General features: G+C 71.6%; 14 protein-coding genes. 8 read left to right on the top strand and 6 right to left on the bottom strand.

Features of this window, described 5'->3' with window-relative positions; genetic code table 11:
• Positions 1–12 precede the first annotated feature (12 nt).
• The 4 genes from ACFC96_RS32500 to ACFC96_RS32485 all read left to right on the top strand — a co-directional run bounded on the left by ACFC96_RS32500 (position 13) and on the right by ACFC96_RS32485 (position 3,574).
• Positions 13–735, top strand: a complete 723-nt coding sequence (locus ACFC96_RS32500; protein WP_376264223.1) for a VIT family protein — start codon at positions 13–15, stop codon at positions 733–735.
• Between the two features lie 124 nt (positions 736–859).
• A complete protein-coding gene (locus ACFC96_RS32495) occupies positions 860–1,762 on the top strand; it encodes a sterol desaturase family protein (protein WP_376615537.1) in 903 nt (300 codons plus the stop codon).
• Positions 1,759–2,472, top strand: a complete 714-nt coding sequence (locus ACFC96_RS32490; RefSeq protein ID WP_376615536.1) for a lysoplasmalogenase — start codon at positions 1,759–1,761, stop codon at positions 2,470–2,472. Before ACFC96_RS32495 ends, ACFC96_RS32490 begins: the two co-directional genes overlap by 4 nt.
• A 58-nt stretch (positions 2,473–2,530) precedes the next feature.
• The gene (locus ACFC96_RS32485) at positions 2,531–3,574 is read left to right on the top strand and encodes a zinc-dependent alcohol dehydrogenase family protein (RefSeq protein ID WP_376264230.1); all 1,044 of its coding nucleotides are present in this window, start codon (positions 2,531–2,533) and stop codon (positions 3,572–3,574) included.
• Positions 3,575–3,592: 18 nt separating this feature from the next.
• Here ACFC96_RS32485 and ACFC96_RS32480 read toward each other — a convergent pair whose 3' ends face one another.
• The 4 genes from ACFC96_RS32480 to ACFC96_RS32465 all read right to left on the bottom strand — a co-directional run bounded on the left by ACFC96_RS32480 (position 3,593) and on the right by ACFC96_RS32465 (position 9,386).
• Positions 3,593–4,624 carry a CopD family protein gene (locus tag ACFC96_RS32480; protein ID WP_376615534.1) on the bottom strand — a complete coding sequence of 344 codons (1,032 nt, stop codon included), beginning with the start codon at positions 4,622–4,624 and terminating at the stop codon, positions 3,593–3,595.
• 84 nt (positions 4,625–4,708) lie between these two features.
• Positions 4,709–6,115, bottom strand: a complete 1,407-nt coding sequence (locus tag ACFC96_RS32475) for a CoA transferase (protein WP_376615532.1) — start codon at positions 6,113–6,115, stop codon at positions 4,709–4,711.
• Positions 6,116–6,202: 87 nt separating this feature from the next.
• Positions 6,203–7,741: a S8 family serine peptidase gene (locus ACFC96_RS32470; protein WP_376615530.1), complete on the bottom strand. Its 1,539-nt coding sequence runs from the start codon at positions 7,739–7,741 to the stop codon at positions 6,203–6,205.
• A 103-nt stretch (positions 7,742–7,844) separates the two neighbouring features.
• Positions 7,845–9,386, bottom strand: a complete 1,542-nt coding sequence (locus ACFC96_RS32465) for a S8 family serine peptidase (protein ID WP_376264239.1) — start codon at positions 9,384–9,386, stop codon at positions 7,845–7,847.
• 334 nt (positions 9,387–9,720) lie between these two features.
• Here ACFC96_RS32465 and ACFC96_RS32460 point away from each other — a divergent pair, with 334 nt between their 5' ends.
• From ACFC96_RS32460 to moaA, 3 genes are all read left to right on the top strand, one after another.
• Positions 9,721–10,089: a DUF485 domain-containing protein gene (locus ACFC96_RS32460; RefSeq protein ID WP_340460269.1), complete on the top strand. Its 369-nt coding sequence runs from the start codon at positions 9,721–9,723 to the stop codon at positions 10,087–10,089.
• Entirely contained in the window at positions 10,086–11,714 is a 1,629-nt protein-coding gene (locus ACFC96_RS32455) for a cation acetate symporter (protein WP_376615528.1), read from the top strand. The genes ACFC96_RS32460 and ACFC96_RS32455 overlap by 4 nt, the downstream gene beginning before the upstream one ends.
• A 144-nt stretch (positions 11,715–11,858) precedes the next feature.
• Complete coding sequence (gene moaA / locus ACFC96_RS32450) at positions 11,859–12,848, top strand: GTP 3',8-cyclase MoaA (protein WP_376264244.1); 990 nt, start codon at positions 11,859–11,861, stop codon at positions 12,846–12,848.
• 9 nt (positions 12,849–12,857) lie between these two features.
• Here the strand turns inward: moaA and ACFC96_RS32445 are convergent, their stop codons facing one another.
• A complete protein-coding gene (locus tag ACFC96_RS32445; RefSeq protein ID WP_206301923.1) occupies positions 12,858–13,079 on the bottom strand; it encodes a hypothetical protein in 222 nt (73 codons plus the stop codon).
• 196 nt (positions 13,080–13,275) lie between these two features.
• Entirely contained in the window at positions 13,276–13,659 is a 384-nt protein-coding gene (locus ACFC96_RS32440; RefSeq protein WP_340460309.1) for a DUF3099 domain-containing protein, read from the bottom strand.
• Positions 13,660–13,874: 215 nt separating this feature from the next.
• Here ACFC96_RS32440 and ACFC96_RS32435 point away from each other — a divergent pair, with 215 nt between their 5' ends.
• Positions 13,875–14,150, top strand: coding sequence for a GlsB/YeaQ/YmgE family stress response membrane protein (locus ACFC96_RS32435; RefSeq protein ID WP_376264250.1), 276 nt, complete (start codon positions 13,875–13,877; stop codon positions 14,148–14,150).
• The last annotated feature ends 44 nt before the right edge of the window (positions 14,151–14,194 follow it).

Below are 14,194 nucleotides of genomic sequence, written 5' to 3'. Positions count from 1 at the left end.
GATGCTCGTCGGGTGACTGACGATGTGCAGGACGCACCGCACGAGGAGTCCCACGGCGGCGCGCTCGGAACGAGGCTCAACTGGCTGCGCGCCGCCGTGCTCGGCGCCAACGACGGCGTGGTCTCCACCGCCGGGCTGGTCGTCGGCGTGGCGGGCGCCACCGAGGAGCGCAACGCGCTTCTGACGGCGGGCCTCGCCGGGCTGCTCGCCGGCTCCATGTCGATGGCCGCGGGGGAGTACGTCTCCGTGTCCACGCAGCGAGACTCGGAGAAGGCTGCGCTCGCGCAGGAGAAGCGGGAGCTGCGCGAGTACCCCGAAGCCGAACTCGCGGAGCTGACCGGCCTGCTCGAGGACCGGGGGCTCAGCCCCGAAGTGGCGCGCGAGGCCGCGGAGCAGCTCACCTCGCGTGACGCGCTGCGGGCGCACGCGCGCGTGGAGCTCGGCATCGACCCCGACGCCCTCACCAATCCGTGGCACGCCGCCTGGGCGAGCTTCCTCGCCTTCACTGCCGGCGCACTCCTCCCGCTGCTCGCGATCGTCCTGCCGCCGAGTGCCTGGCGACTGCCCGTCACGGTGGTCTCCGTGCTCGCGGCGCTCGCCCTCACCGGCTGGAGCAGCGCCCGGACCGGGTCGGCGGCGGTGCGGCCCGCTGTGTGGCGGAACATGGCGGGCGGGGCGCTCGCGATGGCCGTGACGTACGGGGCGGGGTCGCTCCTGGGGGCGGCCGGTGTCTGAGCGAACGCGCGGGAACCGGCGGAGATCAATGGCGGAAGGCACCAACAACGAGCGTCGTACCGCAGGTAATACTTGTCGGTAACACCGTCTAGCCGTGGCCCGTCCGCGGCTCTACGGTGCAGGCATGTCGCCGAACCTGCCCGATGTCGTGCTCTGGTCGATCCCGGCCTTCGTGCTGCTCACCGTCGTCGAGATCGTGAGCGTACGCATCCATCCCGACGACGACGCCGCAGGCTACGAGACCAAGGACGCCGCGACGAGCATCGGCATGGGGCTCGGCAGCCTCGTCTTCGACTTCCTGTGGAAGATCCCGATCGTCGCGATCTACACGGCGGTCTACGAGCTGACGCCGCTGCGCGTGCCGATCCTGTGGTGGACGATCCCGCTGATGCTCCTCGCGCAGGACTTCTTCTACTACTGGTCGCACCGCGGACACCACGTCATCCGCATCCTGTGGGCCTGCCACGTCGTGCACCACTCCAGCCGCAAGTTCAACCTGTCGACCGCGCTGCGCCAGCCATGGACGAGCCTGACGGTGTGGCCGTTCTACCTGCCGCTCATCGCGTGCGGCGTGCACCCGGCCGCGCTCGCGTTCTGCTCGTCGGTGAACCTCGTCTACCAGTTCTGGATCCACACCGAGCGCATCGACAAGCTGCCCCGCGCCTTCGAGTTCGTCCTCAACACGCCCTCCCACCACCGCGTCCACCACGCCTCCCAGGGCGGCTACCTGGACCGCAACTTCGGCGGCATCCTCATCGTCTGGGACCGCCTCTTCGGGTCCTTCGTGCCCGAGGTGGAGCGCCCGGTGTTCGGCCTGACCAAGAACATCAGCACGTACAACCCGCTGCGGGTCGCCACCCACGAGTACGCGGCCATCGCCAGGGACGTGAAGGCGGCCGGCAGCTGGCGCGAGCGCGGCGGCCGGGTGTTCGGCGGGCCGGGGTGGCAGCCGAAGGGCACGCCCGCGCCGGTCCCGGCCCCCGCTGCGGGCCAGAGCACGGAGCAGGCAGCCGAGGGCGCCGCGTGACGCCGGCTCCGGTCCCGGCGCCGGGACCCGCCCGTGAGCGCGCGGCACGCCTCCTGCTCACCGCCTTCGCCCTGGCGTCCGCCGTCGACCTGGTCGCCCTGCTCGCCGGGACCGACGCCGTCCACACCGCCGCCAAGCCGCTCCTCATGCTGCTCCTCGCCGCGTACGTCGTCGTGCGCGGCGGCCCCCGGCTCCTGACCGTCGCGCTGCTCCTCGGGTGGGGCGGCGACGTGCTGCTGCTCTTCGACGCCGACCTCGCGTTCCTCGCGGGCATGGGGTCCTTCGCCGCCGGACACGTCTGCTACCTCGTGCTCTTCAAGCGCGCGGGCACGCCACGCGCGCGTGGCGCCCTGCTCGCGGCCGGGTACGGCATCGCGCTCGTGACGACCGTGGCGCTCCTGTGGCCCGACCTGCCGGCCGACATGCGCGGGCCCGTCGCCGGTTACAGCCTGCTCCTGACCGCCATGGCGTACGGCTCCTCGCGCCTGGGCGCCACGGCGGGCTGGGGCGGCGCGCTCTTCCTGCTGTCGGACACTCTGATCGCGACCGGCGTCGCCGACTGGCCGCAGCTCCCTCGGCCCGGCTTCTGGGTGATGCTCACCTACCTCGTCGCTCAGTACCTGCTGGCGCGCGGCGTGCTCGGACACCCCCTCGACGCGCGGGCCGTACCGGTGGCGGCGTACCGTGAAAGGCGCACGACCACCACTTGAGGCGCCCCGCACGCGATCCGTCAGCGGCGCCTGTGACCAGCACGAAGGACCCCCACTCATGCGCGCCACCACCATCCACGCCCCGTTCGACATGCGCGTGGAGGACGTGCCGGAGCCTGTCGTCCAGCTCCCCACCGACGCCGTCGTCAGGGTCCTGCGGGCCTGCATCTGCGGCAGCGACCTGTGGGCGTACCGGGGCGAGGCGGCCCGCCAGCCCGGCCAGCGCATCGGACACGAGTTCCTCGGCATCGTCGAGGGGATCGGCTCCGAGGTGACCGGCGTGCGGGCGGGCGACCTGGTCGTCGCCCCCTTCATGTGGTCGGACGGGGTCTGCGACTACTGCGCCGAGGGCCTCACCACCTCCTGCGAGCACGGCGGCTTCTGGGGCACGGTCGGTTACGACGGCGGCCAGGGCGAGGCGGTCCGCGTCCCGTACGCGGACGGCACCCTCGTGCAGCTGCCCGCCGACGCCGCCTCGGACGAGCACCTGCTGTCCGCGCTGCTCACGCTCTCCGACGTCATGGGCACCGGCCACCACGCCGCGCTCGGCGCGGGTGCGCGCGCGGGCGCCACGGTCGCCGTCGTCGGTGACGGAGCCGTCGGCCTGTGCGCGGTCCTCGCGGCCAAGCGGCTCGGCGCCGAGCGGATCATCGCGCTCGGCCGCCACCAGGTCCGTACCGACATCGCGCGCCGCTTCGGCGCCACCGACGTCGTCGCCGAGCGCGGTGACGCGGCGGTCGAGGCCGTCCGTGAGCTGACCCGTGGCCAGGGCGCCCACGCCGTGATCGAGGCCGTCGGCACCGAGCAGTCCATGAGCACGGCCGTGAACATCACCCGCGACGGCGGCGCCATCGGCTTCGTCGGCGTGCCGCACGGCAGCGGCACCGGTCTCGACCTCAGCGTCATGTTCGACCGGAACATCGCCCTGCGCGGCGGCGTCGCCCCCGTGCGCACGTACATCCCGCAGCTGCTGCCCGACATCCTCGACGGCACGATCGACCCGTCGCCCGTCTTCGACCTGACCGTCGGACTCGAAGGGGTCCCCGACGGCTACAAGGCGATGGACCAGCGCACCGCGCTCAAGGTGCTGGTCACGAACTGACCTCCCGCGTACGGGCGTTCACGACCAGCGGATCGGGATCGGCAGCGCGGTCAGGACGGCCGACACCGCGACCACCGCGCCCATGACGGCCACCTCGCCGCGCGCGGGCGCGCAGGCGGCCCCCGGATCGCCGTGGCGCAGCCGCCGCCGCGCGGCCAGCGCGAACACGGAGACGACGGCCACGAGGAGCACCTTCGCCAGCAGGGTGCGCCCGTAGGCCGTCGTCACCAGCTGGTCGAGGACCGTGCTCACCGGCATCCGGCGCAGCGTGCTGCACACACCGGTCGCCGTGACGGCGGCGAGCAGGACGGCCGCCACGCGCGCGTAGAGCCCCAGCAGCGCGGCTCCCGCCCCCGGCGCCGTCGTCCGCCAGCGGCGCAGCGTCCGCACGACGTGCAGCAGACCGCCCGCCCACAGCGCGGCGCACGTCAGATGGACGACGGTCAGGGCCGAGCCCAGATACGCCGTGTGCTCGGCAGGCGGGTGGGCGCGCAGCGCCTCGGCCACCACGACGACGGCCGACGGCGCGAGCGCGCTCGCCGGGCGGCGCGAACGGGCGCACAGGGCCGCCACCACGAACGCGTTGACCTCGAGCAGGGCGAGGGTGCCGTCCCTGGTCCCGTAGAGCCCGGCGATGTCCAGGTCGGAGACCGTGTGCGGCACGAGGTTGCCGTTCGCCACGACCGACGCGAGCCCCAGCGCGGCCAGGAACCCCGCCCAGGGCGCGTACGCCGACCAGCTGCGCGGCCCGTCCACGGACGGCGCCCCGGGCACCCGCCGGACCAGCCGCGCCGCGAACGGCTCGCCCGCCTGTACGCACAGGGCGGCGAACAGGACCGTCCGAAGGAGCGCCACGCCGGTGACCCCGGGCGCCGCCGCCTCTCCCGTGCCGTCAAGGGCGGCAAAGGGCCCGAGCAGGGGGATCACGGCGGCCGCGGCCACGAGGACGAGCACCAGGACGGCCCGCCCGGTGGCGGGCCGTCGGATGGGAGGAACAGGGTCGTCCCCGCCGGGGGAGGGCACCTCGGTGCTCGGTCGTATCGAACTCACCGCAAGATCTTCACCAGGTGTGACAGATCCGGGCAAGTCCAGGAAAACAACTGGCACAGCGCCGTTCCGCCTCAGCGGGTGGCTTCAGCCATGCCGCCACTCGGGCGAGTCGGCACCCCAGATCCCGGGCGGGCGCGCCCAGTTGACGGGACCTCCGGCGAACCCGGCCGGCGGCAGCGCGTGCCGCAGCCGTCCCGCGGGACTGTCGGTCCCGGTGAGCCAGCGCGCCGGGTTCCCGGCGTCGTACGTCCGCGTGGCCACGGTGGGCCCGTGCGGGAGTTCCCGCGTCAGCCAGTGCGCGGTCCGGGCGAGAGCCAGTCGCAGCGCGCGCGTGCCGCCCTCGTCCGACTGCTCGGTGACGGCGCGCAGCACGGCCGCCGCCAGGAGATAGCCCGTGCCGTGGTCCAGGGCCTGCGCGGGCAGCGCCCCCGGCCGCTCCCCGGATCCCTCGACGGCCGCGATGCCCGTGGCCACCTGCACCACGCTGTCGAAGCCGCGCCGTTCGCCCCACGGCCCGTACGCGCCCCACGCGGACAGCTGTGCCACGACGAGCCCCGGCCTGCGGGAGGCCAGTGCGTCGGGGGCGAGACCGAACCGGTCGAGCGCGCCGGGCCGGTAGCCGGTCACGACGACGTCCGCGCCCGCGAGGAGGTCATCGAAGGCGCGCCGGTCCGCCGCGCCCGTCAGATCGAGCCGCGTGGACCGCTTCCCGAACCCGGTGTCCGCGTGCGCCTCCGGATCCTCCGGCAGCTGCGGGGCGTCGACGCGCAGCACGTCCGCGCCGAACAGCGCGAGGGTGCGCGTGGCGACGGGGCCGCCGGTGACCCGCGTCAGGTCGAGGACGCGCAGCCCGGACGCGGGCAGCAGCGGGTCGCCCGTGAGCGGGCGCAGTGACCGGGGTGCCGCCGTGTCGAGCCGCTCGCGGTCGAGCAGCGGCCGCCCGGCGACCGCCACTGCCTGAGGGTGCGCGGCCCATTCGTCCATGGTGCGCAGGGCGACGGCCAGGCCCCCGGCGGCGTACACGGTCTCCTCGACCTCGGCGGCCGACCGCTGGGCGAGCAGCGCGGCGACCCGCTCCACGGACGCGTCGTCACCGAGCCCGAGCGCGTCCAGGAGCCGTGCCCGGTGGTGCGGATAGTTGGCGTGGGTGCGCAGCCACCCGTCCGCCGTGCGCCAGAACCGGGACAGCGGAGCGAAGTTGACCGTCGCGCGCCCGTCGATCAGCAGATGGCGCTCGCTGACGAACGCGGTGGCCAGGGCGCCGTCGTCGAGAACCACGCGGGGCACGGGCCGTCCGCTGCGCCGGGCGGCCAGCTCGGCCGCGGCCAGCGAGCACGCGCCCACGCACGCGCGTGCCAGGTCGATCACGGGCAGCCGCGCGGGCAGCGCCCCTTCGCGTACGACGGACGCGATCCGCGAGACCAGGGCCGGGTCGCCGCCGAGCGCCGCCCAGGCCGCCCGCGTTCCCTCTCCCACCGGTGCATGTGTCATGCAGGCACTATCGCGCACGGCCGCCGGAACGGCACAGGTGGGCCGGACGAAGCCGCCCGGCCCACCTGAACTGCCTTTTTTACGTGATTACTTGGTCACCGCGTCCAGGGCGTCGGCGATGCCGTGCCCGTAGAAGCCGTTCCTGTTCTTGCCGCCCTCGCACACCGCGTCGACCTTGCCGTCGCCGTCGATGTCGTACGGGTCGGTGCACGGCGTGGCGTCGGCCTGCGCGTACAGGAGCGCCTTCACGGCCGCCGCGGAGGCGTGCGGGTGCGTCGACTTGATCAGCGCGGCGACGCCGGCGACGTGCGGGGACGCCATCGACGTACCGGCCATGTAACCCCACTTGCCGCCGGGCAGCGGGCCGAGGATCAGGCCGCTCGTGGCGGGCGGCGCCGGCGTCTGGTAAGCCGTCGAGTCGCCGCCGGGGGCCGCGATGTCGATGATGCCCTGACCGTAGTTGGAGAACGACGACTTGAGGCCCTTGGCCCCGGTCGCCGCGGTCGTGACGACGCCCGGCAGCTGCGTAGGGATGTCGAAGCACTTGGACGGGTCGACGACCCGGTCGCCCGGGGTCGTGTCGTTCGGGCTCGACGGGTCGGTGATCTCGTCGGAGGCGAAGTCGTAGTTCTCGTTGCCCGCCGCCGCGACGTTCACGGCGCCCTTCTTCTCCGCGTACTGCGAGGCCCGCGCGACGGCCTTCACCAGGGCCTTCTGGTCCGGGTCGTCCGTGCAGTTGAAGTACCAGGGGTCGGTGTAATAGCTGTTGTTGGTGACGTCGACGCCGTGCTCGGCCGCGAACACGAAGCCGCACACCACGGCCTCCGTGTAGAAGAAGCCGTCCGGGTTGCCCACCTTGATGCCCGACACCTTCACGCCGGGCGCGACACCCGTGATGCCGACGCCGTTCTTGGCGCCCGCGATCTCGCCCGCGACATGGGTGCCGTGCGGGCTCTCCGAGGCGCTGGGACGCCAGGAGCCGTCCGTCGTGTCCGGCTTGCCCGAGACGCAGTTCGCGGACGCCCCGCGGTCGAAGTTCGGCGCGATGTCCGGGTGGGTGTCGTCGACGCCGGTGTCGATCACCGCGACGGTGACCTTGCTGCTGCCGAGCGACTTCTCGTGCGCCTTGTCCGCCTTGATGGCGGGCAGGTCCCACTGCAACGGCTCCAGCGGGTCCTGTCCTGCGGTGGCCCGACCGGCCGTGGCCGCCAGCTGGGCGGCGGTCAGCGCCTTCGGGGCGCCGAGGTCGGTCGTGGACTGGGCGGGCAGCGGCGCGGTGCGCGTGGCGCCCGCCGAGTCGACCCCGCGGGCCTTGCGGATCGTCTTCGCGAAGTCCGGGTTCGAGGAGTGCGCGACGATGACGCCGATCTTGTCGTACGCGATGACGACGGTGCCGCCGGCTTTGGTGATCTCCTTCTGGACGGCGGCCGAAGTGCCGTGTCCGGAGCGCACGTTGACCACATAGCTGAGCGAGGGGCCGTCCGTGGCGACCGGGGTCTGCGGGGCCTGACCCGCGGCCGACGCGGTCGCGTTCGGCAGGAACGCGAGCGCCGTGGCCATGGCCATCCCGGCCGGGATGGCTATCGAACGGCGGATGGAGCGGGAGCGCGCGAAGGGCGCCGTCATGATGTCTCCTGGGTTCGTTGCGTTCGGGATGCGTGGAGCGGCAGGCGGCCGAAGCCGCCCCGAGTGCCCCTGGTGCGGGGCTGCTCGGCGGGTCGCGTCCGGGTCACTTCCTGACGGCGTCGAGCGCGTCGACGACGCCGGAGCCGTAGAAGCCGTTGACGCGCTTGGCGCCCTCGCACGTGGCGTCGACGACACCGTCGCCGTCCCCGTCGTAGGGGTCCGACGGGCAGCCCGGGTTGTCGGCCTCGGCCTTGAGCAGGGCCTGGAGCTGGGCCGGAGTGGCCTTCGGGTGCGCCGACTTGAGCAGCGCGGCGACCCCGGCGGCGTGCGGCGACGCCATCGACGTGCCCTGGAGGAAGCCGTACTGGCCGCCCGGCATCGTCGACAGGATGCGGCCGTTCTTCGACGGGGTGTCCGGGAACTGGTACTTGTCGCCGCCCGGCGCCGCGATGTCGATGACACCCTTGCCGTAGCTGGAGTAGTACGCCTTGGCGCCCGTCGGGCCCGTGGCGCTGACGGTGACGACGCCCGGCAGCTGGGTCGGGACGTCGAAGCACTTGTGCGGGTCGACGGTGCGGTGGACCGGCGTCGAGTCGTCGGGGCTGGAGTCGTCGACGAGCGCGTCCGAGTCCAGGTCGTCGTTGGAGTTGCCGGCCGACGCCAGGTTGAGGGTGCCCTTCTTCTGGGCGTACAGCTGGGCCCGGTCGACCGCGTCGACGATGGCCTTCTGGTCGGGGTCGTCCATGCAGTTGTAGAGCCAGGGGTCCACGTAATAGCTGTTGTTGGTGACCTCGACGCCGTGGTCGGCGGCGAACACGAAGGCGCAGACCACGTTCTCCGGATAGAAGAGGCCGTCATGGGGGTCGCTGACCTTGATGCCCGCGACCTTCACACCGGGAGCGACCCCGGCGACGCCTATGCCGTTGCGGGCCGCGGCTATCTCCCCCGCGACGTGGGTGCCGTGGTAGTCCTCGGCCGGGTCGTAGGGGCGCCACGCGCCGGGCGAGGTGTCCGCCTTGCCGCCGACACAGTTCGCGGACTGCGAGGCGGAGAAGTTCGGGGCGAGGTCGGGATGGGTGTCGTCGACGCCCGTGTCGATGACGCCGACCGTGACGTCGCGGCTGCCCGGGTTGATCTTCGCGGCCTTGTCGGCGCCGATCGCCCGCAGGTCCCACTGGTCGGCCTCCAGCGGCTCGGCGCCCGAAGCCGCGTGCGCGGCAAGGGACTTGGCCTGCGCCTTCGACAGGACCTGGGCGGCGCCTTCGTCCGTGGTGCCGGCCGCGACGAGCGGGGACGTACGCGTGGCGCCCGCCGACTGCACACCCTTGGCGGCACGGATCTGCCGGCCGAAGTCCGGGTTCGACGCGTGGACGACGATCACGCCGATCCGGTCGTACGAGGTGACGACGGTCCCGCCGGCCTCGGCGATCGCCTTCTTCACGGATGCGAGGGTGCGGTGGTCCGTCCTGGTGTTCACGACGTACGCGAGTGCCCCGGCGTCGGCGGTGGCCGAACGGGCCGTGGTCGCGGGGGAGTCGGCGGGTGCGGCCTGCGCGGCGCCGGGCAGGAAGCCGAGGGACGCGGTGAGCGCGAGGCCGAGCGGCAGGGTGAGCGCCGGCCGGCGTCTGGAGCGCAGATGAGCCATGGGATCTCCACATCATCCGTCGTATATGGAAAAGCCCGAACACAGTTGGTGCTCGGGCAGGTACATGACGCGTGGTGCTCGGGTGAACGTATCCCGGGTCCTCGCAGGCCAGCAATGAGTTCCAAAAGAAATCGCATGACTGGGCAAGGCGGTTGAACCGGTGTGCGCGTGCCCCCGTGACGTGGAGCAGGGGGCCCGACCACGGTCGACGCCCCCTGTCGGATCACGTCGGGTGGCCCTACCATCGCCACCCGGCCCACGTGATCCACGTCACTGTGAGGTCTGAGACGTCATGTCCGCTTCACCCGTCGCACCCGCACCACGAGGAGACTCCGTGGCCACCGACGCACCGCCGCCGTCGCAATCCGGCTCCGGCACCCGACCCGCACCGCCCTCCACGGAGGAGTTCATCGCGGAGCAGGAGAGTGCGGAGTTCGCCGAACTGCGGCACGCTCACCGCTCGTTCGCCTTCCCCCTGACCGTCGCGTTCATCGCCTGGTACCTGCTGTACGTCCTGCTGTCGAACTACGCGGGCGACTTCATGGGCACCAAACTCTTCGGCAACGTCAACGTCGCGCTGGTCCTCGGCCTCGCCCAGTTCCTGACCACGTTCCTCATCGCCTGGTGGTACTCCCGCCACGCCGCCACCAAGCTCGACCCCAAGGCCGAGGCGATCAAGTCCCGGATGGAGGGCGGCGCATGAGCCCCGCAGTCACGCAGGTACTCGCCGCGGGTGAGGCGAGCGAGCACCGGCCGCTGATCGTCTCCCTGTTCGCGGTGTTCGTCCTCGCCACCCTGGTGATCACCGTCTGGGCGGGCCGCCAGACGAGGAACGCCTCCGACTTCTACGCGGGCGGGCGCCAGTTCACCGGCTTCCAGAACGGACTCGCCGTCTCCGGCGACTACATGTCAGCGGCCTCGTTCCTCGGCATCGCCGGAGCCATCGCCCTCTTCGGCTACGACGGCTTCCTCTACTCCATCGGCTTCCTCGTCGCCTGGCTCGTCGCCCTGCTCCTGGTGGCCGAGCCGCTGCGCAACTCCGGCCGCTACACGATGGGCGACGTCCTCGCGTACCGGATGCGCCAGCGCCCGGTCCGCACCGCCGCCGGCACCTCCACGATCGTCGTCTCGATCTTCTACCTGCTCGCGCAGATGGCGGGCGCGGGAGTCCTCGTCTCGCTGCTTCTCGGCATCACGTCCGACGCGGGCAAGGTCGGCATCGTCGCCCTCGTCGGCGTTCTCATGATCGTGTACGTCACCATCGGCGGCATGAAGGGCACCACCTGGGTCCAGATGGTCAAGGCCGTGCTCCTGATCGCGGGCACGCTCCTGCTGACCTTCCTGGTCCTTGTGAAGTTCAACTTCAACATCTCCGACCTGCTCGGCAAGGCGGCGTCCAACAGCGGGAAGAGCGCCGCGTTCCTGGAGCCGGGACTCAAGTACGGCGCCACGTCGACGTCGAAGATCGACTTCATCTCGCTCGGCATCGCGCTCGTCCTCGGCACCGCGGGACTGCCCCACATCCTGATCCGTTTTTATACGGTCCCCACCGCCAAGGCCGCCCGTAAGTCCGTGAACTGGGCGATCGGCATCATCGGCGCCTTCTACCTGATGACGATCGCGCTCGGCTTCGGCGCCGCCGCCCTCATCAAGCCGGAAGAGATCATCGCGTCCAACCCGGCGGGCAACACCGCGGCGCCGCTGCTCGCCCTCCACCTAGGCGGCGTCGACTCGTCGTGGGGCGCGATCCTCCTCGCGACGATCTCGGCGGTGGCCTTCGCCACGATCCTCGCGGTCGTCGCGGGCCTCACCCTCGCCTCGTCCTCCTCGTTCGCGCACGACATCTACGCGAACGTCATCAAGAAGGGCCAGGCCTCCGAGAAGCAGGAGATGAAGGCGGCCCGCTGGGCGACCGTCTTCATCGGCATCGTCTCCATCGGCCTCGGCGCACTCGCCCGCGACCTGAACGTGGCCGGCCTGGTCGCGCTCGCCTTCGCGGTCGCCGCCTCGGCCAACCTGCCGACGATCCTCTACAGCCTCTTCTGGAAGCGCTTCACCACCCAGGGCGCGCTCTGGTCGATCTACGGAGGCCTCTTCACGGCGGTCTTCCTGGTGCTGTTCTCGCCGGTCGTCTCCGGCAACCCGAAGACGTCCATGTTCAAGGGCGTCGACTTCCACTGGTTCCCGCTGGAGAACCCGGGCATCATCTCGATCCCGGTCGGCTTCCTGCTCGGCTGGCTCGGCACCGTCCTGTCCAAGGAGAAGGCGGACGCCGGAAAGTACGCGGAGCTCGAAGTCCGCTCCCTCACCGGTACGGGAGCCCACTGACCTCGGGATTCGGACGGCCGCCTCGCGCATCCTCGTAGGGATCTACGAGGCGGTCGTCCCGCTCCCGTGGGATCGGGAGCCCGCTCATGCCGCACCCATCGCGTAGGGTCGGACTATCAGATCCGCATCGGAGAGGGGGCCCACGTGCTGATCGACACTTATGGCCGAGTGGCCACCGACCTCCGTGTCTCGCTGACCGACCGGTGCAATCTCCGGTGTACGTACTGCATGCCCGAAGAGGGCCTCCAGTGGCTGGCCAAGCCCGACCTGCTCACGGACGACGAGATCGTCCGGCTCATCAGGGTCGCCGTCACCCGGCTCGGCATCACGGAGGTCAGGTTCACCGGCGGCGAGCCCCTGCTGCGCCCGGGCCTCGTCGGCATCGTGGAGCGCGTGGCCCAGCTGGAGCCCCGCCCCCAGATGTCCCTGACGACGAACGGCATCGGACTCAAGCGCACCGCCGCCGCCCTCAAGCAGGCCGGCCTCGACCGGGTCAACGTCTCGCTGGACACCCTGCGCCCCGACGTCTTCAAGACCCTCACCCGGCGCGACCGCCACAAGGACGTCATCGCCGGCCTCGAGGCCGCGAGCGAAGCCGGACTCACCCCCGTCAAGGTCAACTCCGTGCTGATGCCGGGGCTGAACGACGACGAGGCACCCGAACTCCTGGCCTGGGCCGTCGAGCACGACTACGAGCTGCGCTTCATCGAGCAGATGCCGCTGGACGCCCAGCACGGCTGGAAGCGCGACGGCATGATCACCGCCGGTGACATCCTCGCCTCCCTGCGCACGCGCTTCGACCTCACGCCCGAGGGCTCCGGCGAGCGGGGCTCCGCCCCGGCCGAGCGCTGGCTGGTGGACGGCGGCCCGCAGCGCGTCGGCGTCATCGCCTCCGTCACCCGCCCGTTCTGCTCGGCCTGCGACCGCACCCGGCTCACCGCCGACGGACAGGTGCGCACCTGCCTGTTCGCCAGCGAGGAGACGGACCTGCGCGCGGCCCTGCGCTCGGACAGCGGGGACGACGAGATCGCCCGTATCTGGAAGCTCGCCATGTGGGGCAAGAAGGCCGGCTCCGGCCTGGACGACCCGACGTTCCTCCAGCCCGAGCGCCCGATGTCCGCGATCGGCGGCTGACCCGGGGCCTCAGCCCTCGTGGTCCCCGGACTCCCAGTCCTTCAGCGCGACGACGTCCTTCAGAAAGCCGCGCACACCGAGGAACTGGGAGAGGTGCTCGCGGTGTTCGTCGCACGCGAGCCACGTCTTGCGCCGCTCCGGCGTGTGCAGCTTCGGGTTGTTCCAGGCGAGCACCCAGACCGCGTCGACGCGGCAGCCCTTGGCGGAACAGATCGGGTTTTCGTCACTCACAGGTACCGCCCCAAACACATACGCGCCCAAACAAAGGCGACGCCGAGCAGCCACGGGGGGAGCTGCCCGGCGTCGGTCCGTCGCTCCGACGGGGGATGCGGAGCGCGTACGAAGTATGTCATGGGGGACCGGCCGCCCGGCACCGGAACTACATGATTGATCTGAGCTTTTCTTGAGCTTTGCGGATCGTGGGTGGTCAGCTGCGGTCGCCGAGATGATCACGCTGCGCGTCGTCGTGCGCGCCTGCGGCGTCCTCCGGATCGGATTGTGCGGAGGAGGCGGCGGGGGGCGTGAGCATCGGCCGCACGGGCGGGGCGACGAAGGTCGACGGCAGCGAAGGGACGTTCTCCCGGCCCGCGTTGGCGATCACCACGGCGACGTAGGGGAGCAGCAGACCGAGCACCAGGGCCGCGATCGCCACCGGTCGTTCGACGTTCCACAGGGCCACGCCGAGGATCACGGAGACGGTACGGACCGACATCGAGATGACATAGCGGCGCTGCCTGCCACGGACGTCCTCGGCGAGACCCTGCCTCGCCCCGGTGATCCGGAAAACCTCGCCGCTGCTCTGCTTCCGCATCACAATCCACCGCCTGCCTGCCATGCCGGACTCTCCCCGGTCCGTACTGCCTCCACGGTACGCCCGGCTTCCTCCGCGTTCGAGACCGGGGCGGGCCCGGCCCGTGTGTACCGGCCGCGCCGTACCGCGTACGGGTGCGCCCGACATGCGCTGTATGGCGGACAAGCCGAGACTGGGCGCAGATGCGCACAGCGCGCCACAGAGGAGGCGACGACATGAGCTGGTTGTGGGCGATCATCGTGGGTCTGGTGCTCGGACTGATCGCGAAGGCGATCCTGCCGGGCAAGCAGCAGATCCCCCTGTGGCTGACCGTGATCTGCGGAATCATCGGCAGCGTGCTCGGCAACTCGGTCGCCACCTGGATCGGTGTCAACGACACCAAGGGCATCGACTGGACCCGCCACCTGCTCCAACTGGCCGGAGCCGTGGTCATCGTGTGGCTGGGAGACATGGCCTGGGTGGCCCTGCGACGTAACAAACAGCGCGTCTGAGACAGCCGGAAGGGCGGGCCACACACCAGGTGTGTGGCCCGCCC

The sequence above is a fragment of the Streptomyces sp. NPDC055955 genome, assembly GCF_042270245.1.
Lineage (GTDB): Bacteria > Actinomycetota > Actinomycetes > Streptomycetales > Streptomycetaceae > Streptomyces.
Note: the sequence above shows the minus strand (reverse complement) of the source record. Positions and strands in the feature narration are given on the sequence as shown.

Excerpts from the sequence above, each read along its gene's own strand:
- ACFC96_RS32495 (WP_376615537.1), top strand. The coding sequence starts at position 860 with ATGTCGCCGAACCTGCCCGATGTCGTGCTCTGGTCGATCCCGGCCTTC.
- ACFC96_RS32485 (WP_376264230.1), top strand. The coding sequence starts at position 2,531 with ATGCGCGCCACCACCATCCACGCCCCGTTCGACATGCGCGTGGAGGAC.
- ACFC96_RS32475 (WP_376615532.1), bottom strand. The coding sequence starts at position 6,115 with ATGACACATGCACCGGTGGGAGAGGGAACGCGGGCGGCCTGGGCGGCG.
- ACFC96_RS32470 (WP_376615530.1), bottom strand. The coding sequence starts at position 7,741 with ATGACGGCGCCCTTCGCGCGCTCCCGCTCCATCCGCCGTTCGATAGCC.
- ACFC96_RS32465 (WP_376264239.1), bottom strand. The coding sequence starts at position 9,386 with ATGGCTCATCTGCGCTCCAGACGCCGGCCGGCGCTCACCCTGCCGCTC.
- ACFC96_RS32455 (WP_376615528.1), top strand. The coding sequence starts at position 10,086 with ATGAGCCCCGCAGTCACGCAGGTACTCGCCGCGGGTGAGGCGAGCGAG.
- ACFC96_RS32440 (WP_340460309.1), bottom strand. The coding sequence starts at position 13,659 with ATGCGGAAGCAGAGCAGCGGCGAGGTTTTCCGGATCACCGGGGCGAGG.
- ACFC96_RS32435 (WP_376264250.1), top strand. The coding sequence starts at position 13,875 with ATGAGCTGGTTGTGGGCGATCATCGTGGGTCTGGTGCTCGGACTGATC.